The sequence below is a fragment of the Anoxybacillus amylolyticus genome (genome assembly GCF_001634285.1).
GTDB classification, from domain to species: domain Bacteria; phylum Bacillota; class Bacilli; order Bacillales; family Anoxybacillaceae; genus Anoxybacteroides; species Anoxybacteroides amylolyticum.
On record NZ_CP015438.1, the window covers coordinates 1020366 to 1046212 of the forward strand.

General features: G+C 43.5%; 20 protein-coding genes and 1 riboswitch. Of the genes, 11 read left to right on the forward strand and 9 right to left on the reverse strand.

Translation table 11 applies throughout. From position 1 onward, the window contains the following. Nucleotides 1-10 precede the first annotated feature (10 nt). Entirely contained in the window at nt 11-193 is a 183-nt protein-coding gene (locus tag GFC30_RS05285) for an aspartyl-phosphate phosphatase Spo0E family protein (RefSeq protein ID WP_066323214.1), read from the reverse strand. A gap of 191 nt (nt 194-384) precedes the next feature. Here GFC30_RS05285 and GFC30_RS05290 point away from each other — a divergent pair, with 191 nt between their 5' ends. Continuing rightward, nucleotides 385-1287: a fumarylacetoacetate hydrolase family protein gene (locus tag GFC30_RS05290; RefSeq protein ID WP_066323215.1), complete on the forward strand. Its 903-nt coding sequence runs from the start codon at nt 385-387 to the stop codon at nt 1285-1287. A 33-nt stretch (nt 1288-1320) separates the two neighbouring features. Here GFC30_RS05290 and GFC30_RS05295 read toward each other — a convergent pair whose 3' ends face one another. Continuing rightward, nucleotides 1321-2514, reverse strand: coding sequence for an ornithine--oxo-acid transaminase (locus GFC30_RS05295; RefSeq protein ID WP_066323216.1), 1194 nt, complete (start codon nt 2512-2514; stop codon nt 1321-1323). 151 nt (nt 2515-2665) lie between these two features. Here GFC30_RS05295 and GFC30_RS05300 point away from each other — a divergent pair, with 151 nt between their 5' ends. Continuing rightward, nucleotides 2666-3022, forward strand: a complete 357-nt coding sequence (locus GFC30_RS05300) for a YisL family protein (RefSeq protein ID WP_066323217.1) — start codon at nt 2666-2668, stop codon at nt 3020-3022. Nucleotides 3023-3050: 28 nt separating this feature from the next. On the opposite strand, the gene GFC30_RS05305 is transcribed toward GFC30_RS05300, so the two are convergent. Continuing rightward, the gene (locus GFC30_RS05305; protein WP_066323218.1) at nt 3051-3596 is read right to left on the reverse strand and encodes a DUF2777 family protein; all 546 of its coding nucleotides are present in this window, start codon (nt 3594-3596) and stop codon (nt 3051-3053) included. 216 nt (nt 3597-3812) lie between these two features. Between GFC30_RS05305 and asnB the strand changes: the two genes are divergently transcribed. Further along, on the forward strand, nt 3813-5660 hold the full coding sequence (asnB, locus tag GFC30_RS05310) for an asparagine synthase (glutamine-hydrolyzing) (protein ID WP_066323219.1): 1848 nt from the start codon (nt 3813-3815) through the stop codon (nt 5658-5660). Between the two features lie 23 nt (nt 5661-5683). Here the strand turns inward: asnB and GFC30_RS05315 are convergent, their stop codons facing one another. After that, nucleotides 5684-7036: an MATE family efflux transporter gene (locus GFC30_RS05315; protein ID WP_066323220.1), complete on the reverse strand. Its 1353-nt coding sequence runs from the start codon at nt 7034-7036 to the stop codon at nt 5684-5686. 123 nt (nt 7037-7159) lie between these two features. Between GFC30_RS05315 and GFC30_RS05320 the strand changes: the two genes are divergently transcribed. Next, nucleotides 7160-8017 carry a helix-turn-helix domain-containing protein gene (locus GFC30_RS05320; RefSeq protein ID WP_066323221.1) on the forward strand — a complete coding sequence of 286 codons (858 nt, stop codon included), beginning with the start codon at nt 7160-7162 and terminating at the stop codon, nt 8015-8017. A gap of 148 nt (nt 8018-8165) precedes the next feature. On the opposite strand, the gene GFC30_RS05325 is transcribed toward GFC30_RS05320, so the two are convergent. Continuing rightward, a complete protein-coding gene (locus tag GFC30_RS05325) occupies nt 8166-9929 on the reverse strand; it encodes an alpha-glycosidase (protein ID WP_066323222.1) in 1764 nt (587 codons plus the stop codon). 313 nt (nt 9930-10242) lie between these two features. On the opposite strand from GFC30_RS05325, the gene GFC30_RS05330 reads away from it, so the two are divergent. From GFC30_RS05330 to GFC30_RS05350, 5 genes are all read left to right on the forward strand, one after another. After that, on the forward strand, nt 10243-11532 hold the full coding sequence (locus GFC30_RS05330) for an extracellular solute-binding protein (protein ID WP_066323223.1): 1290 nt from the start codon (nt 10243-10245) through the stop codon (nt 11530-11532). A 111-nt stretch (nt 11533-11643) separates the two neighbouring features. Next, nucleotides 11644-12927, forward strand: coding sequence for a carbohydrate ABC transporter permease (locus tag GFC30_RS05335; protein ID WP_066323224.1), 1284 nt, complete (start codon nt 11644-11646; stop codon nt 12925-12927). Between the two features lies 1 nt (nt 12928). Further along, nucleotides 12929-13771 carry a sugar ABC transporter permease gene (locus GFC30_RS05340; RefSeq protein ID WP_066323225.1) on the forward strand — a complete coding sequence of 281 codons (843 nt, stop codon included), beginning with the start codon at nt 12929-12931 and terminating at the stop codon, nt 13769-13771. 149 nt (nt 13772-13920) lie between these two features. Next, complete coding sequence (locus GFC30_RS05345) at nt 13921-15393, forward strand: alpha-amylase family glycosyl hydrolase (protein WP_066327158.1); 1473 nt, start codon at nt 13921-13923, stop codon at nt 15391-15393. A 5-nt stretch (nt 15394-15398) separates the two neighbouring features. Beyond that, on the forward strand, nt 15399-16418 hold the full coding sequence (locus tag GFC30_RS05350; RefSeq protein ID WP_066323226.1) for a LacI family DNA-binding transcriptional regulator: 1020 nt from the start codon (nt 15399-15401) through the stop codon (nt 16416-16418). 197 nt (nt 16419-16615) lie between these two features. Here GFC30_RS05350 and GFC30_RS05355 read toward each other — a convergent pair whose 3' ends face one another. The 4 genes from GFC30_RS05355 to GFC30_RS05370 form a co-directional block, all read right to left on the reverse strand. Further along, nucleotides 16616-17479 (reverse strand): SDR family oxidoreductase, encoded by an 864-nt coding sequence (locus GFC30_RS05355; RefSeq protein ID WP_066323227.1) that lies wholly within the window; start codon nt 17477-17479, stop codon nt 16616-16618. Between the two features lie 86 nt (nt 17480-17565). Then, nucleotides 17566-20967, reverse strand: coding sequence for a methionine synthase (gene metH, locus GFC30_RS05360; protein ID WP_066323228.1), 3402 nt, complete (start codon nt 20965-20967; stop codon nt 17566-17568). After that, complete coding sequence (locus tag GFC30_RS05365; protein ID WP_066323229.1) at nt 20960-22807, reverse strand: bifunctional homocysteine S-methyltransferase/methylenetetrahydrofolate reductase; 1848 nt, start codon at nt 22805-22807, stop codon at nt 20960-20962. Before GFC30_RS05365 ends, metH begins: the two co-directional genes overlap by 8 nt. 65 nt (nt 22808-22872) lie before the next feature. Further along, a riboswitch (SAM riboswitch) is annotated at nt 22873-22975 on the reverse strand. 84 nt (nt 22976-23059) lie between these two features. Beyond that, the gene (locus GFC30_RS05370; RefSeq protein ID WP_066323230.1) at nt 23060-23551 is read right to left on the reverse strand and encodes a YajQ family cyclic di-GMP-binding protein; all 492 of its coding nucleotides are present in this window, start codon (nt 23549-23551) and stop codon (nt 23060-23062) included. 83 nt (nt 23552-23634) lie between these two features. Between GFC30_RS05370 and GFC30_RS05375 the strand changes: the two genes are divergently transcribed. Both GFC30_RS05375 and GFC30_RS05380 read left to right on the forward strand, forming a co-directional pair. Further along, nucleotides 23635-24492 carry a CvfB family protein gene (locus GFC30_RS05375; protein WP_409978500.1) on the forward strand — a complete coding sequence of 286 codons (858 nt, stop codon included), beginning with the start codon at nt 23635-23637 and terminating at the stop codon, nt 24490-24492. Nucleotides 24493-24654: 162 nt separating this feature from the next. Next, nucleotides 24655-25836 carry an IS701 family transposase gene (locus GFC30_RS05380; RefSeq protein ID WP_066322703.1) on the forward strand — a complete coding sequence of 394 codons (1182 nt, stop codon included), beginning with the start codon at nt 24655-24657 and terminating at the stop codon, nt 25834-25836. The last annotated feature ends 11 nt before the right edge of the window (nt 25837-25847 follow it).

The following is a 25847-nucleotide window of genomic DNA, read 5'->3' on the forward strand; positions in this document are numbered from 1 at the left end:
GTCCCTCTATCTACTGAGGGACAAGCGACGGAAGATGCTCTTGGGTAGGAAACACCGGTAACGTATGTTTTACATATTCATTGATTAACTCGTCCAATTCTTGACTGCACTGAATCGTTTCTTTTGCTGTGAAACCGTATGTTAAAGCCAATTCGATCATTTGTTGTCGCTTCTTTTCAATCAACATGATCATCGTTTTTCACCAACGTTTAGTTATTCTTATTTCTAGGTACAAATATCTAGTTACAATTATTATACACGGAATGGAAGAAAAGGAAAGTATTTCGTGCAAATAAGACATAATACTACAAATTTCTACAAAATTTTTCGTAGGGTTTTTGGAAAAAGTGGCGAATATATCATGTAGAGAGGGGAGATGTACAGGTGAAGTTTGTTACAGCAGAGCGAAATGGAGCACCATTTGTCGGTGTCGTCACTAAGGAAGAATGTGTCATTGATTTACGGCTAGCGGAGCAAGCGATGAAAAAAGTGATTACGCTTCCGAAAACGTTAGTAGAGTGCATTGCGCTAGGAGAGACGTTCGTCGAAAACGTTCGTGAACTACTCATTTGGGTCGAGGAGCATCCATCGTCGCAGTATGTTTATCCGTTAGTAGATGTTCGCTTGCTTGCGCCGATTCCGCGACCAACCAAAAACATTTTTTGCGTCGGGAAAAACTATGTTGACCATGCATTAGAACTAGGCAGTGCTACCGATATTCCAAAACATGTCATGCTCTTTTCGAAAACCCCGACAACGGTCGTTGGCCACGAGGCAACAGTGCTAAGACATCGTGAGGTGACGAATGAGTTAGATTACGAAGGAGAGCTTGCCGTTGTCATCGGCAAAAAAGGAAAAGCGATTCCTGAACAAGAAGCGCTTGAGTATGTGTTTGGGTATACGATTATTAATGACATTACTGCCCGCGATTTGCAAGAGCGGCATAAACAATTTTTGTTAGGAAAAAGCTTGGATACCTCTTGTCCGATGGGTCCGTGGATTGTGCATCAATCGCTTATTCCAAATCCAAATCGCTTACATATCGAAACAAAAATAAATGGGGAAACACGGCAAAAAGCGAATACCGAACAGTTTATTTTTCCGGTCGAAACGATTATCGCGACGATTTCGCGCGGAATGACATTAGAACCAGGGGATATTATTGCAACGGGAACGCCAGCAGGAGTGGGAAAGGGAATGAAACCACCTCGATTTTTAGACACAGGGGATGTTATTGAAATTACGATTGAAGGAGTTGGAACGCTGCGCAATTGTATAGGGGAATAAAGACAAGGGCACCCGTATAGGCGCCCTTGTTTACTATTCATTAAATACTTTTTTCACTTTTTCAATTGCCCAATCGAGCTGCTCTTTTGTAATGATGAGCGGCGGTGCGAAACGAATGACGGTATCGTGTGTTTCTTTGCATAGGAGTCCTTCTTGTTGCAGTTTTTCGCAGTAAGGCCGAGCTGGTCCGTGCAATTCGACTCCAATGAACAATCCGCGGCCACGCACTTCTTTAATGTCAGGGTGTTGGATTTCGCGAAGTTTTTCTTGGAAATAGTTTCCTAGATTTAAAGAGCGTTCCGCTAAGTTTTCTTCGAGAAGAACATCGATAGCGGCGATGGAAACAGCGCAAGCAAGCGGATTTCCACCGAACGTAGAACCGTGCGACCCAGGATTAAATACACCAAGAATGTCGCGGTTTGCAGCAACACAAGAAATCGGGAAAACCCCTCCGCCTAGCGCTTTCCCTAAAATATACATGTCTGGAACGACATTTTCCCAATCACAGGCAAACATTTTTCCAGAGCGCCCTAAACCAGATTGAATTTCATCGGCAATGTATAGCACGTTATGTTCTTTACATACATCGTATGCGGTCTTCAAAAATCCTTCCGGCGGGATGTTAATGCCGGCTTCGCCTTGAATTGGCTCAAAAATAAACGCTGCTGTATTCGGCGTAATCGCTTTCTTTAACGCTTCCACATCGCCGAACGGAATCACTTTGATGCCAGGCAGCATTGGACCGAATCCGCGTTTATATTCTGGATTCGAAGACATAGATACCGCTGTCATTGTCCGGCCGTGGAAATTGTCTTCACAGACGATAATTTCTGCTTGGTCCGCTGGAACTCCTTTTACATCATACGCCCAGCGACGCGCAGCTTTGACAGCTGTTTCGACCGCTTCTGCCCCTGTATTCATCGGCAAAACCATTTCTTTTCCTGTTAAATTAGCTACTTTTTCATACCATGGACCTAATTGATCGTTGTGGAATGCGCGGGATGTTAACGTGATGCGGTCTGCTTGCTCTTTTAATGCTTGAACAATTTTTGGATGGCGATGACCTTGGTTGACGGCAGAATAAGCGCTAAGCATATCCATATAGCGATTGCCTTCTGGGTCTTCCACCCATACCCCTTCTCCTTTGGAGAGAACGACAGGAAGCGGATGATAGTTGTTTGCCCCATACCGCTCCGTTAACTGAATGATTTCCGTCGTTTTGCTCATGAACGTTCCTCCTATTGCAATATTTTATACATCACTTTATACATTATAGCAAAAATATGATAAGATTGTTAGGGAGAAAGATATCTCGTTTTATTTTTTCTAGTAAAACGTGTTATGATGGTATATATCATTTAGAAAGGGGAAATAGTTGATGACGCATGCGCATATTACAGCGTGGGTGATTGCGTTTATTTTATTTTTTGTTGTGCTTTCATTGCAAAAGAAACATTCGCCAAAAGCGAAAATGGTAGCGATGGTGCTTCGCCTTTTCTATCTGTTCATTATTGCAACAGGCGGATTTTTATTGCATACACTTGCTACGATTCCACCGCTTTATATCGTCAAAACGGTCGTTGGAATTTGGGTCATCGGAGCGATGGAAATGGTAATGGCTCGTACGAAAAAAGGGAAAAGCACACAAATCGCTTGGGTACAACTGCTTGTCGCGTTCTTGCTTGCGTTGTATTTAGGACTGAAGCTTCCGTTAGGATTCCATGTCTTTTCGTAAAACGACAATCTCATAGGAGGTTGTCGTTTTAGCTAATTTGTGTGCAAATAAATCGGTTACCAGTATGGAGTGTCAGTTCAAAACGGTCTTTATAGATGCCGTCTCGCTCGTAGTAATGTTGGACGTTGGCGATTAGTTCGGTATTATCAAATATGATAAAGTTTACTCCCACGGGCTTAAACAATAGCCCATTATAGCAATAAAGGCAGTCGTATAAAGAAAAATGGAGACTATTTAGCCAATCGACGAAACGAAAAAATGTTTTTTCTTGTAGTTCCTCTAACCATTGGCGATAGGCGTAAGGTAATGGCTTGCGAAAGCGAACGATTTCCCCGTTGTGTAGAAATAGCACACTTCCTCCTAAACGGACGATTCCATCGTTTTGCCAATATCCGCGCAGCCATTGCCCGTTTCGGAAAACTTCAATGTCGCCGGTTGTCATTTCTTCTAATAGCGCTGCTTCTTCTTGTTCTTCATCGAAAAAAATCCATTCGTCATTGACGCGTTCAATTTCTCCACAAATGTATGCCCGTTTCTGTTCAGGAAGGTAAGAAAGACGTTTTTCTAGATTCATCGTTTCATCTCCTTTCTCTTTCGTTTTCGCCGATTTTTTCGCTCTTTATTCATCTAAACCGGACAATTCATCGAAATCCCGCTAGGTGCATACAATGAGAAAGGTAATCTGCTTGGCTGCGCTATTTTCGTATCAAAACGGGAGGGCGCTTGCTATTGTATTGCATATCATATAGAAATCGGCTTTTACGTTGACGAAGGGAAAGGATGGATACGTATGTGTGGAATCACCGGTTGGGTAGATTTCCAACGGAATATACAAACAGAAAAAAAAACGCTTCATAAAATGACGGAAACATTGGCAAAGCGTGGTCCAGACGATACAAACTACTGGTTGGTGGAACATGCGGCGTTTGGGCATAAACGGCTTGTCGTGGTAGATCCAAAGGGTGGCGTTCAGCCGATGACTAGGAAAAAAGACGGCTACGCATATACGATTTGTTATAACGGAGAGTTGTATAATACCGAAGATATTCGCAAAGAACTAGTGAAGAGAGGCTACACGTTTCAAGGGCACTCAGATACGGAAGTGTTGCTGATGTCTTACATCGAATGGCAAGAACAATGTGTCGACTATTTAAACGGCATTTTTGCGTTTGCGATTTGGGATGAACGGCGTGAACAGTTATTTTTGGCGCGCGATCGGCTCGGGGTAAAACCGTTATTTTATCGGCATGACGGTCGGCAGTTATTATTTGCTTCTGAAATAAAAGCGATTTTAGCGCATCCGGACGTAAAGACGATGGTCGATCGGGAAGGGCTGGCAGAGGTGTTTGGATTAGGACCGTCAAGGACGCCAGGACATGGGGTGTTTTGCGGGATTAGTGAGCTGCGCCCAGCCCACGCCATGCGTTACGCTCGTGAAGGAATTAACGTGTGGCGATATTGGAATGTGCAAAGTGGCATTCACCGCGATACGATAGAAGAAACGGTGGAACGAGTCCGTTTTTTGTTGACGGATGCAGTCACACGACAGCTTGTATCCGATGTCCCAGTATGTACTTTTTTATCTGGTGGAGTAGATTCAAGCGCCATTACAGCGATTGCTGCGAATGTGTTTGCGAAAGAGGGGAAAGGCTCGCTCCATACGTATTCAATTGACTATGAAGGGAATGACCATTATTTCCAAGCGAACGACTTTCAGCCAAACGCGGACGGTCCGTGGATTGAGAAAATGTCCCACACGTTTGGAACGATTCATCACCGCTGTACGATTTCACAGCACGAGTTAGCTGATTATTTAACGGAGGCAGTCATCGTCCGTGATTTGCCGGGAATGGCTGATATTGATTCGTCGCTTCTTTGGTTTTGTCGGCAAATCAAAAAAGATTTTGTCGTGAGTTTATCGGGAGAATGCGCGGATGAAATTTTTGGTGGATACCCATGGTTTTACCGCCCAGACGATTTAGCGCGAAACGGATTTCCGTGGATGCGGTCAACAGAAGCGCGCATAGGGTTATTAAAAGAAAAATGGCAACAAAAGCTACAACTAGATGAATATGTCCAAGCGCGTTTTCAAGAAACGGTGGCGGAAGTGCCGCGGTTTGAAGGGGAAAGCGCTGTGGAGGCGAAGCGCCGCGAGCTATTTTACTTAAACATGATTTGGTTTATGACGACGCTTTTAGATCGAAAAGACCGGATGAGCATGGGCGCAAGTTTGGAAGTACGCGTTCCGTTTGCCGATCATCGGCTTGTTGAATATGTCTGGAATATTCCATGGGAGATGAAAATGTATGGAAATCGGGAGAAGGGAATATTGCGAAAAGCGCTAGAAGGATTGTTGCCACAAGAAGTGTTATATCGGAAGAAAAGCCCTTACCCAAAAACACACCATCCGCTTTATACGGAACTTGTAAAGGCAAGGCTAACGGATCGATTAACTGACAGGTCCTCTGTCTTATACGAATTTTTTGAAGTGAAAAAACTAAACGAAATAATTGAAACAGGGGGAAAATCTTTTCAAGCCCCGTGGTTTGGGCAATTAATGACCGGTCCGCAACTATTGGCGTACTTATGCCAAGTGCATGATTGGTTTGAGCACTACGGTGTGAATATTAAAGAGTAAAAGGAGAAGCTGTTGCTTCTCCTTTAAGCTGTTCCTAGATGGTGGTGCACGAACGATTTCGTTTGCCAAGTTTTAGAGCGCCAGCGCCATAACATGAAAAGTCCGCGTAGCCATTCGTCGGCGATAAAGGAAATCCATATGCCGATAAGACCAAGTTCGAAATATATGCCGAGTACATAAGAAGCAGTGACGCTAACGCCCCACATCGATAAAATTCCCATATACACAGGGAATTTAACGTCGCCTGCGGCTCGGAGCGAGTTGATGATGACAAGGTTAAATGAACGTCCTGGCTCTAAAATGATCGTTAGCAATAACAACCTTTTTCCTGTTTCGATAATATGTTTGTTCGTTGTAAACAATGAAAAAAGAGAATCAGCGAATGCAAAACATACCGATGACATCAAAATAGAAACGACGATTGCACTACGTAAACTTTTTAAACATTGTGCGTATGCATCGTCATATTGCTTTGCACCGACAAAATGACCCACGAGAATTTGCGTTCCTTGGCTGATTGCGATTCCAAACACCCAGACAAACATCATCATGTTTTGTGTATAAACTCTTGTCGTCAATGCTTCTGTGCCGATCCAAGTAATAAAGTACGTAATAAGCATTTGAGCAGTATTGTACGCCAAATGTTCCCCTGCCGAAGGGATGCCGATTTTCAATAAGTGACGAACGTGATAGAACGGCAAAGACAACAGTTGCGATGGTGAGAAGGAGAGCTTCGTTCGCTTCACGAATAGAAGAAAAATGACAATAAGCGCGATGATCCGGCTTACCGTTGTCGAAATCGCTACTCCTCTGACACCTAACACTGGGATTCCAAACGGTCCGAAAATAAAAAGATAGTTTCCGATGACATTTAAAATGTTCATGCCAATTGTCACGTACATCGTGTCACGGGTGTATCCGTAGCTTTTTAAAATCGCTCCAATGGTCATAATGAGCGCTTGAATAAATAAAAAGCCGCCGACGATGCTTAAATACGCGTATGCTTCGTCTAACAGTTCATTTGGCAGTTTCATTGCATATAGCAACGGTTTTCCGAATAACCAAAGCAGTATGCTTAGGAAAAAGCTGAATAGAAAATTAGCGGTGATCGATACGAGTGATACTTCCGTCGCACGTTTCTCATCTTTTGCTCCAACGTATTGGGCAGTTAAGATGGCTGTTCCCATGGCGATAAATTCAAACATGACGATGACAAGGAATACAATTTGGTTAGCAACGCCAACAGCAGCAACGGAACCGTCCGAGTATTGGCTAAGCATAAGGGTATCCGCATTCCCCATCAGCATATATAATAACGTTTCAATAAATATGGGCCATGTTAGCGAGAACAACGGCCATTTCCTTTCTTTTATCATTAAGACAGCCCTCTTTCCATATTCCGACGTAAAAACTATATTTAGTGTAGCGGCTTCATGGCATAATAAAAAGAGAACAACACGATTCTATTTGTATATTTCCGACATAAGAGAGGGATAGAAATGTATATTTCATTTTTCGTTCCGCCATTCCCCACGTTTGTTAAAGGTGGAGAAGCAGTATTCGCAAAAGGAAAAAAACATTTTCGGCGGACGTTTACGGTGTTTGATTTGTTGTATGTGAAAAAAGGCTGTTTATATATGATGGAAGGGGATACTTTTTTCGAAGTTAGAGAGGGGGAGTACGTCATTTTAGTTCCTGAGCGAGAGCATTATGGGAATCGTGAATGTATGGAAGATACATTGTTTGTATGGCTTCATTTCATGATCGATCAATATAAATTTGTGGAAAAGGAGGGAGTAGGTTGGCACGATCTTATTCAGCGCGAGGCGACGTATGTGGAAGCGGCACAATATGTATTTCATATTCCGCAGCACGGAAAAGTGCAGCAAAAGGAGAGAATCGAACAGCTACTCGGGAACATTGTCGATTTAAACGAGCATAGCGCGCCTGATCATCCGTTGAGGCAACAACTCTATTTTTCTGAATTTCTTTTACAGCTGCAAAAGCAGGCGCTCCACATTCCGACGGCATCAGAAAAAGTGTGTGCGGAAGCGATTCAATATATTCAAGCTCATTACCATGAACCGTTTGACATGAAAATACTTGCTCAGTCGTTGTGCTTTCATCCAGACTATATTACACGCTGCATGCAAAAAACGTTAGGAATGAGCGCCATTCAGTACGTACACTATTTTCGGCTTAGCAAAGCGAAAAAAAAGCTTTCAGAAACGAACGACACGATTGATGCGATCGCCAAGCAAGTAGGATTTGAAGACGGGGCCTATTTCTCGCGTTTATTCAAAAAAGTGGAAGGAATTACACCGACCGAATATCGCCGTATCGTCCATCGAACATAAGAAAAGTGGGGAACGTTCCTTGGTGAAGCCAAGGAAACATCTGACAGAAGGGCAAGCTTTCGACGAGACGTGTCTCGCAAGTTGCTGGAGAAAGCGGAGGCGACTGTTCAGTGCAAAATCAGCGAGGGGCTCCCCTCGCTGATTTCCATTACTCAACTAGTAACATAAGAAATCCATATGGCGCAAGCGTTACGGTCCATTCGTTTTCTTCTGACACAAATTGCTTATTTGTCCATAAATCAGTAATCTTTTTTCTTTTTACCGAAATGGGCAATGTGATGTCAAGCTTTCGGTCGCTATTGTTGAGTAGGCATACAATCGTTTCTTGTTCATATGTTTTAGTATAGACGAGATGGTTTGTTTCGTCGTTCGCTTCAATAAAGCGCAGCTCGCCTCGTGAAAAAGAGCGATAGGCGCGGCGCAACGAAATCAATTTTTGGACGTGGGCGAATAAATCGCGGTCTTGCTTTTCTTCCTCCCAGACCATGCATTTGCGGCACAACGGGTCTTGTCCGCCAGTTAGTCCAATTTCATCGCCATAATAAATGCACGGAGTCCCTGTGAACGAAAATTGGAAAGTAAACATCAGCTTTACTTTTTCCTTATTTTCCCTACATTCCGTTAAAATGCGGGGAGTGTCGTGGCTGCCAAGTAAATTGAACGCTACTTCATTTACGTTGTTTGGATACGAATGGAGCACGTTTGTAATCGAATGAGCAAATTCGCTTGCTTTTTTCATTTCGTTTTTAGCAAAATAACGCAATACGCCATTTGTAAATGGATAGTTCATCACCGCATCAAACTGGTCACCGCGTAACCAAGGCATTGCATCGTGCCAAATTTCTCCAAGAATATATACGTCTTGTTTTACCGCTTTTACTGCTTGACGAAACTCACGCCAAAATTGATGATCAACTTCATTGGCGACATCTAAACGCCAACCGTCAATATCAAATTCGCGAATCCAATATGTTGCTACATCTAATAGATATTGTTTAACTTCTTGATTTTCCGTATTTAATTTTGGCATGGTTGGCACGAAGGCAAATGTATCATAGTTCGGTAATGGTTCGGTTTGTAATGGAAACTCGTGGATATGGAACCAATCTTTATATTTTGATTTTTCTCCATGCTTTAGAACATCTTGAAATGGAGCGAAAAAATGCCCACTATGATTAAATACCGCATCAAGCATCACACGAATGCCTTTTTGGTGGCAACGCTCGACAAGGCGCTTAAATGTTCGTTTGTCACCAAATTGTGGATCAATCTCGAAATAATCAATTGTATCGTATTTATGATTGGACGATGCTTTAAAAATCGGAGTGAAATAAATCCCGTTCACTCCTAGCTCGACTAAATAATCAAGCCGCTCCATAATGCCAGCAAAATCACCACCAAAAAAGCTCGTCGCAGTCGGATCGGCACTTCCCCACGGGATCGTTTCTTTCGGGTTCAAGGACGGATCACCATTTGCGAACCGCTCAGGGAAAATTTGATACCAAACCGTATCTTTTACCCACTTTGGCGCGTCAAATACGTCGATTGGATTTAAAAATGGGAAGCAGAAATAATAAGCAATATCATCAATAGGTGCTTGATGAAAAAAACCTTTTTCCGTATAAACGCATCTATCGTTTCCTGACACAAGCTCAAATCCGTAGCGTAGACGTCGATATGGCGGCGATATAGGGACCCACCAATAGTCAAACAAGGTATCTGATCCGCTTTTTGTCATCTCTGTTTTTGTAAACTGCCATCCACTATCTTCCCAGTAATAAGGGTCGCCATGTAGAAGGGACACAGCCTGAACATCGCTTTTCTTCGTTCGCAACCGAATGTGCAATGTTTTGTCGTCATAAGCATAGGCGAACTGATCGGTTGGACGGTGGTATACAGCTTCCTTTAACATTGTCATCTACCCCTTTATACTAGTGCAATCGATTGCACTATAAAAATCGTTATTATGCGGATCATTTAAACTTTTGAAAGAATATCACCTAAAAAATGTATAGTAGATTGTATGCTTAGAATAAAGGATTGTAAGTGAAAAGTCAACTTTCGTTCAGAAAATGTTCAGAAAAAATGGACAAAAAATAAAAAAAAGGTTGTCAAATGGGTAAATGGTTGTATAATTAGTGATAAGAGTTGCGCAATCGTTTTCACAAAAATCTATCCTGTTGTGAAAGCGCTTGTAATTCATTTTGTTATTAGGAGGGGTCGAAATGAAAAAAGCAGTATCTATTTTCTCGTCACTTGCTTTAATGACCGGAGTTCTGGCAGGTTGTGGTCCTGACAAGGAGACAACAGAGACGAAAACCAGTGAAAAGAAAACAACTACGGCAGAAAACGGAATGCCGCCAAAGCCAGAAAAACTGATCGTTTGGGAAGATGTGAAGCGCGGTGTTGCATTGGAACCGGCGATTAAAGCATTTGAAGAAAAGTATGGGATTAAAGTAGAGTACAAAGAAGTTGAAATGGCAACGAAGCAACGGGACCAACTTCGCTTAGACGGACCAGCGGGAACAGGGCCAGACGTTATCACTGTGCCTCATGACCAAATTGGTCAGCTTGTGACAGAAGGATTAATTCGTGAAATTAACGTCGACCAATCAGTATTGGATACGTTCACAGAATCATCGCTGAAAGCAGAAACTTATAACGGGAAACTCTATGGGTTGCCGAAAGCAGTAGAAACACCTGTATTTATTTATAATAAAAAACTTATGGATAAAGCGCCGGCAACGATGGATGAGCTATACCAATTTTCGAAAGATTTTACCAAAGGAGGTAAATATGGGTTTTTAGCACTTTGGGATAACTTCTACTTTGCACACGGGATTATCGCTGGAATGGGCGGCTATGTGTTCAAAGATAACAACGGTACACTAGATCCGAAAGATATCGGCTTAAATAATGATGGGGCTGTAAAAGGAACAGAGTACATTCAAAAATGGTATAAAGAGCTGTTCCCGAAAGGAATTATCGGGGAAAATGGTGGCTCGACGATGGATGGATTGTTTAATGAAGGAAAAGTGGCTTCTGTTATGAACGGTCCGTGGGCTTTCCAAGGGATGCGCGATGCAGGAATCGATATTGGAGTAGCGCCAATGCCGACATTACCGAACGGCGAACATGTGAAAACATTCATGGGCGTTAAAGGCTGGCATGTATCTGCCTTTTCAAAAAATCCAGAGTGGGCAACGAAACTAATTGAGTTCCTTACAAATGAAGAAAATGCGAAAAAACGGTTTGAATTAACAAAAGAAATTCCACCAGTGAAATCGTTAATTAACGATCCGCTAATTGCAAATGACGAAGGAGCAAAAGCGGTAGCTATTCAATCGCAATATGCAGTTCCAATGCCAAATATTCCAGAAATGGCGGAAGTATGGGGACCGATGGCAACTGCCCTTCAGCTTGTCGCGAACCAAAAGACAGAACCGAAAAAGGCGTTGGATGAAGCGGTAAAAACGATCAAAACGAACATTGAAACAAATCATCCAAGCAAGTAGAGCGCAGGCGGTACCTCATTTTTTGAGGTACTGCTTCCACATTTAAATGTTTGTTTATATATTCACAAGTAGCCAGAGCTCCTCGCGATGTGAAAGAAAGGAGACAAATCAATGGAAACATCAATGTACCAGTCTGGCCATCGGAAGATCGCGCTTGGTCTATCCGTTATACCAGGTCTTGGCCAGTTATACAACCGTCAATATGTCAAGGGTGTTTGTTTTCTTATTTTAGCAGTTTCCTATTATATTGTGTTTGCAGATTTGCTAGATATTGGCTTATGGGGAATAGTGACGCTTGGAGAAGTGATCGGGCGTGACCATTCGATTTTTTTACTTGTCGAGGGCATTTTGGCTGTCATTATTTTAATATTTGGGCTTGGTTTTTACGCGTTTAATTTTTACGATGCGTACAAAAACGGACAAAAGCGAGATTTAGGGCTGAAAATTAGTTCGTTGCGCGAGCAATACCATACACTTATTGACAACGGATTTCCATATTTAATGATTTCGCCAGGATTTATTCTCCTCGTTTTTGTTGTCGTTTTTCCGATTATTTTTGTTGTGTTACTAGCGTTCACAAACTATGATCTATATCATTCACCACCAGCAAAATTAGTGGATTGGGTCGGTTTACAAAACTTTATTGATTTAGTCAAACTTGACCTTTGGCGAAAAACGTTTGTTAACGTGTTAGCATGGACGATTGTTTGGACGTTCGGGGCAACAACGTTGCAGATCGCTATCGGCATTTTTTTGGCGATTGTTGTTAATCAAAAAGATTTAAAGGGAAAAGCCATTATTCGCACGATTTTCATTTTACCATGGGCAGTGCCAGCATTTGTTTCCATTCTCGTCTTTTCCGGTATGTTTAATGAATCGTTCGGGGTTATTAATAAAACGATTTTAGCGTCGCTCGGCATTAGTCCTGTTGATTGGATGACTGATCCATTTTGGACGAAAGTAGCGCTTATTCTCATTCAATCATGGTTAGGCTTTCCTTTTATTTTTGCGATGACGACCGGTGTGTTACAAGCGATTCCGGATGAGTTGTACGAAGCGGCAACCGTAGATGGGGCGACAGCGTGGCAGAAATTTACGAAAATTACACTTCCGCTCGTGTTGTATGCGATTGCGCCAATTTTAATTACACAATACACGTTTAATTTTAATAATTTCAATATTATTTACTTATTTAATGGGGGTGGTCCAGCCGTTTCTGGACAAAACGCTGGGGCAACAGACATTTTAATTTCGTGGATTTACCGTTTAACGATGACGTCTGCCCAATATTCCAAAGCAGCGGCAATTACGTTGCTTTTATCACTTGTCGTTGTATCTGTAGCGCTATGGCAATTTAGAAAAACAAAATCATTTAAAGAAGAGGATATGATGTAAGATGGATATGAAAAAACAAAAAATTGTCCGCTTGACGCTGTCGTATGCGGTCATTTTGGTGATGACGATCATTATTGTGTATCCACTTCTTTGGGTTGTTGGCTCGTCATTTAATCCTGGCCAAAGTTTATCTGGTTCGAAGATGATTCCGGATCATGCGACACTGATTCATTATAAAGAGTTGTTTGATACGTCGAAAAGTGATTATTTAATTTGGTATGCAAACTCACTTAAAATTTCTACACTCACGATGATTTTTTCCGTTATTTTAGTCAGTTTGACGGCGTATTCGTTTTCGCGTTATCGCTTTGTTGGACGACAAAACGGGTTAATAACGTTTTTAGTTTTGCAAATGATTCCGAACTTTGCTGCATTAATTGCGATTTATGTGCTTGGGTTGCTTACGAAGTTAATTGATACACATCTTGGGTTGATTCTTGTATATGTTGGTGGGGCAATTCCGATGAATACGTGGTTGATGAAAGGATATTTAGATACGATTCCGAAAGAATTAGATGAATCAGCCCGTATTGACGGGGCAGGGCATTTACGCATTTTCTTTCAAATTATTATGCCGCTGGCAAAACCGATTATCGCTGTCATTGCGCTCTTTACATTCATCGCGCCGTTCGGTGATTTTATTTTAGCGAGTGTTTTATTGCGAAGCAAGGAAAAATATACGTTGGCGGTCGGGCTGTATGATTTAGTCGCAAAACAGTTTGGGAATGAATTTACGACTTTTGCTGCTGGTTCTGTTCTTATTGCACTACCTATCGCCATTCTCTTCCTTTCATTCCAAAAATATTTTATATCAGGCTTAACCGCAGGAGGGACAAAAGGATGAGAAACGAAAGGAAAGAATCGTTTAGGTTCTTTCCTTTCGCATTATTTCGAGCTATAGTTAAACAGTAGAAGTGAAATGAATGGGAGTGGGACAAGGTGAAACGAATTTTTTCTTTGTTATTGCCTGCGCTTTTCCTGCTTGTTGTGGCTATGCCAGCACATGCAGCAGATAAGCGAACGTGGCAAGATGAAAGTATTTACTTTATCATGGTCGACCGCTTCAATAACGGCAATCCGCAAAACGACCAAGACGTGAACGTCAACGACCCGAGAGCGTATCATGGTGGCGATTTGCAAGGAATTATCGATAAGCTTGACTACATAAAATCGATGGGGTTTACTGCCATCTGGCTAACTCCAATTTTTAAAAATGAACCGGGTGGCTATCATGGTTACTGGATTTCCGATTTTTATAAAGTCGATCCGCATTTTGGCACGCTAAGCGACTTAAAAAGATTAGTGAAAGAAGCCCATAAACGCGATATGAAAGTCATTTTAGATTTTGTTGTCAACCATACAGGACCTCATCATCCATGGCTAAATGATCCAACGAAAAAAGATTGGTTTCATGAGAAAAAAGACATTTTCAACTGGACCGATCAAACCGAAGTAGAAAACGGCTGGCTGTTTGGTCTGCCTGACTTAGCGCAAGAAAATCCGGAAGTGAAACGTTATTTAATCGATGCTGCGAAGTGGTGGATTCAGCAGACAGACATCGATGGCTATCGTTTGGATACAGTGAAGCACGTACCTAAATCGTTCTGGAAAGACTTTTCGAACGAAGTCAAATCCGTCAAAAAAGATTTCTTTTTGCTTGGTGAGGTATGGCATGACGACCCTCGGTATATTGCGGATTACGGGAAATACGGTATCGATGGTTTTCTCGATTTTCCATTTTATCAAGAAGCGTCAAAAATTTTCAGCAAATCTGACCAATCGTTGGAACCGTTGTATAACGTTTGGCGAAGAAATGAAACGTTTTATGAACGACCGTATTTGCTTGGCACCTTTTTAGACAACCATGACACCGTCCGTTTCACGAGGCTGGCGCTCGAAAACCGGCAAAATCCGATCAAGCGAATTAAGCTTGGATTGACGTACTTGTTTTCCGCACCAGGTATCCCAATCATGTATTATGGCACAGAAATTGGGCTGGATGGAGGAAAAGACCCAGACAATCGGCGATTGATGAATTTCCGCACCGACCAAGAAATCATTGATTATATAAAGAAAATAGGAGAATTGCGAAAACAGCTGCCGTCATTGCGGCGCGGCGATTTTACGTTGCTTTATGAGAAAAACGGAATGGCAGTGTTCAAACGGACGTATCATGACCAAACCGCTGTTATTGCGATTAACAATACAAACAAAACGGCTAAAGCGCACATTACAAACGAGCAGTTAGAAACAGGAAAAGAATTGCGTGGATTGTTGGCAGATGATTTAGTGCGAAGCGATAAAAACGGGTATGATATTATTTTGAATCGGGAAACGGCGGAAATTTATGTGTTAGGAAAAAAGACGGGGCTAAACGTTCCGTTTATTAGTGCGATAATTGCTGTGTATGTGTTGTTTGGATTGTTTTTATACTATGTAAAAAAGAGGCCACAAGCTAGGGGGTGAAAGGCATGAACGTAACGATTAAAGATGTGGCGAAACGGGCGAATGTTGCTCCTTCGACCGTTTCTAGGGTCATTGCCGATAGTCCGCGCATTAGTGAAAAAACGAAACGAAAAGTGCGAGAGGCGATGAAAGAGCTTGGCTATCATCCGAACTTTATTGCGCGCAGTTTAGCGAGCCAAACGGCACAAGTGATTGGAATTGTGATGCCAAGCTCAGCCGAACAGGCGTTGCAACACCCGTTTTTCCCCGAAGTAATTCGCGGCATTAGCAAAGCGGCACATGAGAAAAAATTTGCCTTGCAAATGTCCACTGGAGAAAAGGAGGAAGAGATTTATGAAGAAGTTGTGGAAATGTTACAAGGGCGCCGTGTCGATGGAGTTATTTTGCTTTATTCGCGTGTGAATGATAAATTGATGAAATATTTGCTTCGTCATGATTTTCCGTTTGTCGTGATTGGAAAGCCGCATCAGCGTGCGGAACAAATTACGCATGTGGATAATGATAACTACCGAATCGGCAAAGAAACGACGCAATATTTGCTTGGGCTTGGTCATGAGCGGGTGGCGTTTATTGGAGGGAATGAAACGTATTTAGTGACGGCTGATCGGCTATTAGGGTATAAAGAAGCATTGGAAGAAGCGGGGCTTATTTATCGGCCGGAATACGTGGTGTACGAAGAGTTTTTACAAAAAGCAAATCAAGAAGAAATGAAAAAGCTGTTTTCACTTGACGAGCCGCCGACGGCGTTAGTTGTTGTCGATGATTTGTTGGCACTCGATGTATTGAAATTGCTTGATGAGCTGAATTTGCGCGTTCCAGACGATATTTCGCTCGTTAGCTTTAACAATACGTTATTAGCAGACATGGCTCGTCCACCGTTGACGTCGGTCGACATTCATATTTTTCAACTAGGGTATGAAGCAGCAAAAAATTTAATCGAAAAAGTCGCTAATCCGAACGAGCCAGTCAAACGAATCATCATCCCGCATAAGCTTGTGAAGCGGTTTTCATGCGATTATGTGTAAAAAAGACCACAGGCACGTGGTCTTTTTTCATGAAAAAAACTTGCAACAACCGTTGCAAGTAAAAAGGGAAGAGAGGGAGACCTTTTGTCAAGGTCTAACAATATCCGCCTTTATCATAACCGGTTTGCGGACAAAAAATCAAGGTGAATGTAAGAAAATATAACATAAAATGTAGATGTTTGTTAACTATGCTTCCGTTAGCCATTTACGATTTTCCCACCATTCACATGAAGCATTTGCCCTGTCATATAGGAAGCGTCGTCGCTTGCTAAAAAAACATAGCTTGGTGCGACTTCTTCCGGTTGACCAGGACGTTTCATTGGCGTATTGGCACCGAATGTAGCGACGTGGTCGCTAGAAAAGGTCGATGGAATAAGCGGGGTCCAAATGGGACCAGGTGCAACACCGTTCACGCGAATGCCTTTTGCTACAAGTGATTTAGCTAACGACCGTGTAAATGCTACAATTGCTCCTTTTGTTGCGGAATAATCAAGCAGCTGTTCATGCCCTTCATAAGCCGTGACCGAAGCGGTGTTAATAATTGAGCTTCCGTCTTTTAAATAAGGAAGCGCTGCTTTTGTTAAATAGAAGTAACCGAAGACATTGGTGCGGAATGTTTTTTCTAATTGTTGGGATGTAACGTTTAATAAGCTGTTTTGTGGGTGCTGTTCCGCCGCATTGTTTACAAGAATATCAAGCTTGCCGAATGCTTGAACAGTTTGTTTGACCGCTTCTTTACAAAAATGCTCGTCACCGACATCTCCAGAGATGAGCAGACATTTCCGCCTCTCTTGTTCGACTTGCCGCTTCGTTTCTTCGGCATCTTCATGTTCATTCAAGTAAATAATTGAGACATCCGCCCCTTCTTTAGCGAAATAAATGGCGACCGCTCGGCCAATTCCGCTGTCTCCGCCGCTAATGAGCGCCACCTTGTCTTTTAGTTTTCCGCTTCCGCGATAACTCGGATCCTCAGAAATCGGTTGCGGGTTCATTTCCGTCTGCAAGCCTGGCTGGTGGTTTTGATGCTGCGGCGGCAGCGTTGTCTGTTGCTTTGTGACCATGGTTCTTTCCTCCCTTGAACTATTGATTATTTTTATTATGATAATCATGACCACAAATTATGAAAAGCCAAGGCTGCCCTTGGCTTTTATAAAACGTTGAAATATCTCGCTTCCGGATGAGCGAAGACGATCGCGGATACCGATGCTTCTGGCTCCATCATAAACCCCTCCGTTAAATGAATGCCGATTTCTTCAGGGTAAAGGAGACGGAACAGCTTTTCTTGATCTTCTAAATTTGGGCAGGCCGGATAGCCGAACGAGAAGCGCTGCCCTTGATATTTGGCGGAAAATCGCTCTTCCATCGTAAAGTCCGGATCGTCCGGGAATCCCCAACGGTCGCGCATCACTTGGTGTGTGCGCTCGGCCAATCCTTCCGCCACTTCAAGCGCTAATGCTTGAATGGCATGACTTTTTAAAAACTCTCCTTTTTCTTTCCAACGCTGTGCCAGTTCACGAATCCCTTTTCCTGCGGTGACCGCAAATAGCCCAACATAGTCGATTTCACCGCTTTCAACCGACCGCAAATAGTCCGCAAGGCAAAGGTATGGCGCCCTTGGTTGCCGTGGGAACTCAAACGTTTCTAAGACTGTGTTGTCCGTCGGCGAGTAAATATAGATTTTGTTGCCATCGCTTTGGGCACGGAAAAATTGGTAAACAACGGATGGCGTAATCCATTGTTTTTGCTTTGCTTCGAAAAGAAGTTCATCGATTAGTTGTTTTAGCATAATCGTTTTTTCGTCTTGCTCTGCCAGCAATTTTTTGACGTTTCCTTTTAACCCGAGATGATGACCTAATAACATTTGCCAGTTAATGTACGGTTCGATATGGGAAAGCGGCACCTCTTTTAATACGTGGCGTTCTAAATCTGCCGGTACAAAAACAGGAACAGCGGTAGAGACGTTTGAACGAGCGAACGTAGCTGTGTGAGTTGTTTGTTTGGAAACAACATCGCTTTTTTCTTTTCGTTCATATTCGATGTCGTTTTGTTGCAAACGATTGGCGAGCGTTAATCCGTCCATCGCATCTTTTGCATAAAGAACAATGCCGTCGTATTCAGGAGCGATTTTAGTTTCCGTAAATTTGCGAGATAGGGCTGCCCCCCCGACTAAAATCGGTAAGGAAATGCCCGCTTGTTTTAAATCTTGGGCAGTAAGCACCATTTGTAGGGCAGATTTTACAAGCAGTCCAGATAGTCCGATCATGTCTGGTTGTTCCGCTCGTACTGCTTCAATGAGTTGCTGTGGGGTCACTTTAATCCCTAAATCGACAACGTGAAAGCCGTTGTTGCTTAAAATAATATCAACTAAATTTTTGCCGATGTCATGAACATCGCCTTTGACGGTCGCAAGGATCACTTTCCCTTTTGTGCTCGTTTCGCTTTTTTCCATATACGGTTCTAGAAAAGCGACGGCGGCTTTCATTACTTCTGCGCTTTGCAATACTTCGGCGACGATCAGTTGGTTGTCGTTAAATAGCCGCCCGACTTCATCCATTCCCGTCATGAGGGGTCCATTAATAATTGCTAACGGGCTTTCGTACGTTTGCAATGCCAGTTCTAAATCGGCAAACAGCCCTTCTTTTGTTCCCTCCACTATATAATTGGCTAGCCGTTCCTCAAGCGTTAAATTTGCGCTTGTTTTTTTCGGTTCTTTCGTTTTGTCACGGTAAAACTGGATAAACGTATTTAGCGTTTCGTCGTTTGTATGGAATAGAAGTGCTTCGGCCATTTCCACTTCGTTTTCTGGGATGGAAGCGAACCGTTCGAGCTTTTCTGTGTTGACGATGGCGTAATCGAGCCCAGCTTGCGTGCAATGGTATAAAAAGACAGAGTTTAAAATTTCTCTTCCAACTGGCGGCAAGCCGAACGAAACGTTGCTAATGCCAAGCATCGTTAAACAATGCGGAAGCCTTTCTTTAATAAGGCGAATCCCTTCGATTGTTTCTTTTGCCGCACCAATGTATTGTTCGTCGCCTGTACCGACTGGAAACACAAGCGGGTCGAAAATGATGTCGTGCGGCGATAAGCCATATTTGTTGACAAGCAAGTCATATGAGCGCAAGGCAATTTCAAGTTTTCGTTCGGCATGAACTGCCATTCCTTGTTCATCGATCGTGCCGACAACGACTGCTGCGCCGTATTTTTGGATGAGCGGGACGACTTTTTCAAACCGCTCTTCGCCATCTTCTAAGTTAATCGAGTTAATAATCGCTTTTCCTTGGGAATAGGAAAGGGCACATTCAATTACACGCTCATCGGTGGAGTCGATGACAAGCGGTACTTTCACTTTTTTCACCACTTGCTGAATAAATTGCTCCATATCTTCTTTTTCGTCGCGGTCTGGGTCGGCTAAACAAATGTCGATGACATGCGCCCCGTTTTTCACTTGGGCACGGGCAATTTCCGCTGCTTCTTCATATTTTCCTTCAGCGATGAGCCGCTTAAATTTGCGCGAGCCGATAACGTTCGTTCGTTCCCCAACAAAAAGTGGGCGCATCGTTTCTTCATAAAGAAGTGGTTCGATGCCGGAAACAGCATGTACGTCAAACGATGCAGGAATTTTTCGCGGCGGAAGATCACGAACCGCTTCACAAATGGCGCGAATATGATTAGGCGTTGTCCCGCAACAGCCGCCAACGATATTGATCCATCCTTTTTCGGCAAACCAGCGAATTTTTTTCGCAAGTATTTCCGGTGTTTCGTGATAATGTCCTTCTTCGTCTGGCAGCCCAGCGTTCGGGTAGCAGCTCACGGCCGTATTGGCTAGATCGGCAAGCGAGCGTAAATGGTCGGTCATAAATTCAGGACCAGTGGCACAGTTTAAACCGACTGCTAATGGTTTCATATGCTGAACGGAAATAAAAAACGATTCAATTGTTTGCCCAGCAAGCGTCGTACCCATCGGTTCAATCGTGCCGGAAATCATAATTGGTACACGTTTTCCTAGTTTTCGGAACGCTTCTGAGATGCCGATGAACCCTGCTTTGACGTTCAGCGTGTCTTGGCATGTTTCTAAAAGCAATACATCCACGCCGCCGATTAGAAGCCCGCGCGCTTGTTCTTCATAGGCGGCGACAAGCTGTGGAAATGTGGTGCCACCGGTGACAGATAACGTTTTTGTCGTCGGTCCCATCGAGCCAGCGACAAAGCGCGGCCATTCTGGTGTGGAATACTTTTCTGCTGCTTGTTTGGCGAGTTTGGCAGATTCGATGTTTAGTTCAAGCGCCAAATAGCCGAGGTTGTATTCGTCGAGAACGATGTTTGTCGCGCCAAACGTATTCGTTTCGATAATGTCTGCCCCTGCTTCTAAATACGCTTCGTGAATGGAGCGAATAACGTGCGGAGCGGTGAGCGACAAATATTCGTTACACCCCTCGTACTCCTCGCCGCCAAAATCAGCAGCGGTTAATCCGGCGCTTTGAATCATCGTCCCCATGGCGCCGTCAATGATTAAAATTTTTTTGCGCAATTGTTCTACTAGGCTAGCCATGAAGCACCTTCCTTTCTTTTGCTGCTTGTTTTTCATGAACGTATTGGGCAAGTTCGACTGTCATTTCGTAGCGCAAAAATGGCGTAATTAAGTAAATGCCATTAAATAAATCGAAGGCAGCGTCGATTAATGACTTGGCGATAGCAATCCCTTCTTTTGTCGATTGAATTGGATCATTCGCACACGCGGCCATCCGCGCACGAATATCGTCTGATAGCGTAATCCCAGGTACTTCGTGATGAAGAAATTCCGCATTGCGTGCGCTTGTAAGCGGCATAATGCCGATGTAAATAGGTACGTCTAAATGTTTTGTCGCGTCGTAGACGGCTTCCATTTGTTTTTCTGAATATATCGGCTGTGTCATAAAATAATGCGCGCCGCATTGAATTTTTTTCTCGAGCCGCTGCACCGCTTTGTCTAAATGCCGTACATTTGGATTGAAGGCAGCTGCGATAGAGAACTTTGTTTTTTGTCCAAGCGGCTGCCCGGAATACGACACGCCTTCATTAAATTGGCGAATGAGCTGGATTAAATCGAACGATGACAGATCATAGACAGATGTTGCTCCAGGGAAATCACCAATTTTAGACGGATCGCCGGTGACGGCAAGCACATCGGTAATGCCGAGCGTATATAGCCCCATAAGGTGCGACTGTAAACCGATTAAATTTCGGTCCCGGCACGTAATATGAACGAGCGGGCGAACGCCGAGTTGCTGTTTGACGATCGTCCCAAGCGCGACGTTGCTAATGCGCGGTGTCGCCAATGAATTGTCAGCGAGCGTAAGCGCATCGATATTTGCGTCTCGCAATGCTTTTGCACCTTCTAAAAATTTCGTAATGCCGAGTTTTTTCGGCGGGTCAAGCTCGACAATAATGGAGCGGCGTTTTCGGACGATCTCGGTCAGCGGTGGTTCTGTTTGTTCTGGTGGTGCAGAGACGGAAACGCTTAGCGCTCGTTGCTTGACTTGTTTTTGCTGGACAGGTGTCCGATCGGTAAGCGCCTTTGCCATCGCTTCAATATGGCTTGGCGTCGTGCCGCAGCAGCCGCCGATTAAACGAACGCCTTGGTCGCGAAACGCTAGTGCTGTTTCTTTAAAATATTCGGCGTTCGTTTCATAGACGAGGCGGCCATCTCGATAGTCTGGTAGACTCGCATTCGGATAGGCAGAAAGAAACGCGGTTGCTGGTAGCGGCACTTCTTCTAGCGAGCGAATCATATGATATGGCCCGAGGTGGCAGTTTAACCCAACGATATCAGCGCCAAGCTGCTCGAGCTGCGCAAGCGCCTCGTTTAACGGTGTTCCGTCCTGTAAAATGCCGACGTCATGTAGCGTCACATGAGCGATGATTGGTTTATTTGTTTCTTTACGGGCAATGGCTAGCACCGTTTTTAATTCTTCTAAATCATAATATGTTTCTAACAGTAGCCCATCAACGTCTTCGTGTAAAAGAACGTACAATTGCTCGCGAAACGTGCGCTTTACTTCTTCGAGCGTAATAGCGCTTTTATTTACGCTACGCAAACCGCCAATTGTTCCGAGGACGTACGCGCGTCCTTTCGCTGCTTGTTTGGCAAGCAAGACAGCCGCACGATTAATTGTTTGCACGTCGTCTTGCAGCCCGTAGCGGGAAAGCTTAACGTAGTTGGCGCCGTACGTGTTTGTTTGAATGACTTCTGCGCCCGCCGCCATATACGCTTCATGAATATGAACGATTTCCTCTGGTTTCGATATGTTTAACTCTTCAAAGCAACGATCGATGCCGTGCGAGTATAATAACGTTCCCATCGCTCCATCAGCGAGAACGATTCGTTCTTTTACGTCTTCTAAAAGCCCCACGTGCGTTCCCCCGTTTCTTTATAAAATAAAAAAGCCTTCAAAGAAGAAGACTTTTGTGTTTCTCCTTCTTATCTTTCAAGCGAACCGCTTGTCTGGAATTAGCACCTTGACGTCGGTCAGGTTGCTGAAGGTTCACAGGGCCAGTCCCTCCCCTTCTCTCGATAAGAGCACGTATACGGTTTATACATAAATGTAACTGATTTTTTCGAAATATTCAACTATTGTTTACAAAAAAGAAGGCATATCGCCTTCTTAACGGTAGTTGACAAACTGTACGTCGATTGGCAAGTCGGCTTCGCGGATAGCAGCGATGACTTTTTGGAGATCGTCTTTGCTTTTGCCGCTGACGCGAATTTGGTCTTCTTGAATTTGACTTTTTACTTTTAAGCCTGTGTTTTTAATGATGGTGTTAATTTTTTTCGCGTTGTCTTTGTCGATGCCTTGGACGAGTTTCGCCCGTTGGCGCACCGTTTTGCCAGAGGCAGGTTCGATTTTTCCATATTGAATGTTTTTTGTCGGAACGCCGCGTTTAATCAGCTTGCCAATTAATACGTCTTTTAATTGCTCTAGTTTGAACTCGTCGTCAGAAATTAAAATGAGCTCATCTTTTTCGAGTGAAATATCGCTTTTGCTTCCTTTGAAGTCATAGCGGTTTTGAATTTCTTTTAATGCAATGTTCACCGCATTCGTGACTTCGGAAAGGTCTACTTTTGATACAATATCAAATGAACTTTCTTTCGACATATACTACCTCCAACGATTTGGTCATTTTGTTTTCATTATAGTAAAATGAAGCATGAGAAACAATAATAAAAGGAAGATGCATAATGATAGCAGGAGAGATGATGACATTAAAGGTAAAGAGAGAAGTGCCGTTTGGGTATTTTTTGACAGATGGTACGGAAGAAGTGTTGCTTCATAAGAGTGAAATAGAACATGCGTTAGTGGAACAGGAAGAAGTGACGGTCTTTTTGTACCATGACCATCAAGGGCGGTTATGTGCGACAACGAAAACACCAAAAATTACGAACGATACGTACGATTGGGTGGAAGTAGCTGATGTTGTGCCGAAGCTTGGGGTGTTTGTCCATATCGGCATTTCGAAAGATGTACTCGTATCAGTCGATGATTTGCCGCCGTTTTTGGAATTATGGCCAAAGCGCGGGGATGAATTATATTGTTCGTTGAAAACAGATAAGAGGGGGCGGCTGTTGGCACAGCTTGCGACAGATGAAGTAATGAGGCAGTTAGCGGTAAAAGCACCGGAATCGGCATTTAATCAAAATATTCGCGGACGTGTGTATCGGCTAATAAAAGCTGGTGCCTTTCTTTTTTCAGAGGTTGGCTATATCGGTTTTATTCATGAATCACAGCGCCGCCAAGCACCACGCCTTGGCGAACTTGTGGAAGGACGGATTATTGGAGTAAAAGAGGACGGGACGGTGAATGTGTCACTTCTTCCGCGCAAGCACGAAAGTTTAGACGAAGATGCAGACATGATTTATCGCTATTTAGAAAGCCGTGGGGGAGCGATGCCGTATCATGATAAAAGCGACCCAGACGATATTAAAGCGCGGTTTCATATGAGCAAAGCTGCTTTTAAACGAGCGATGGGGCGTTTAATGAAAGCAAAAAAAATATATCAAGAAAATGGTTGGACGTATATTATTAAAAAAGAAGATTGAAAAAAGCGGAGCGAACACGCTTCGCTTTTTTTTCTTAAGAAACTGTAGATGAGCAAAATCGATAACATAAATTTACATTGAGACAAAAAAGAAGACATGAACCCGATTCCTTGGTTAGAATAGATGTGCTACCAACCATTCACACAAGGAGGTTCATGTCTCATGAATAGATTAGCACATCATCAAGGAATCCACAAGTTTTTCACGACGTTGGGGTTGGCGCTTTATTTCTCGAAACCTGTGATGAAGCATCTCGTTCATATCGTGGATGCGATGGTGACGAAAGGTTTTTCGGGAACGTTGACCGATCTACATCATGGGAGTTTTCATCCGAACCATCGCACGACACTGAGCCATTTTTTCACGAAAAGTCCGTGGGATGAAGAGACATTGCTCCGCAAACTCCAGCAGTGGATGCTTCATCGTGTCGAACGCATCGCCAAACAGAAGAATCAACCCATTTTTGTTTCCATCGATGATACGATTTGCCAAAAAACGAAGCCTTCGTCACGGGCAACATGCGCTATTCAAGGGTGTGATTGGCATTATTCTCACACAGAGAAAAAATCGATTTGGGGGCATTCTCTCGTTTGGCTCATGGTTCATACGATGACTCAAGCGTTTCCGTTTGCTTTTCGCCCCTACGACAAGGAGGCTGGAAAAAGCAAAGGAAAACTCGCGATTGAGATGCTTTCTTCTTTGGATGTGAGTCGTCCTGTTTATGTACTGATGGACTCTTGGTATCCATCGAAAGCACTCGTGGAAGCCTGCTTGAAAAAAGGGTTCCACGTCATCGCGATGCTTAAGACGAACCGGATTCTCTATCCGAAAGGCATCGCCATCCAAGCGAAGCAGTTTGCCCGCTATCTCGAACCGAATGACACCCGCCTCGTCACGGTGGGAGAAGAGCGCTATCGCGTCTATCGTTACGAAGGAGCGCTCAACGGTCTCGATGATGCGGTGGTGCTACTTGTTTGGAAAGCCGATCAACCGATGACACCGGAACATCTTCATTGCGTCTTGAGCACCGATTGGGAGCTAAGCGACGAAGACATCTTGCGCTACTATGCCGAGCGTTGGTCGATCGAATGTTTTTTCCGTCAAGCGAAAGACCAGCTGAAACTCGATGGGTACCGCGTTCGTCATCATCGAGCGGTGAAACGTTACTGGATCTTGGTGCAGCTTGCTTACGTGTACAGCCTATTCGAGTCTAACAGCGATTTTTCGGATGGGCTCGATCTCCTGCGCAAGAGAAAAGGACATAGCCTCGTGGAGTTCATTTACCATGCAGCGAAACAAAATATTCCCATTGATACCGTGAAAAAACAGCTCCACGTGGCATAAGGGGTACCCTG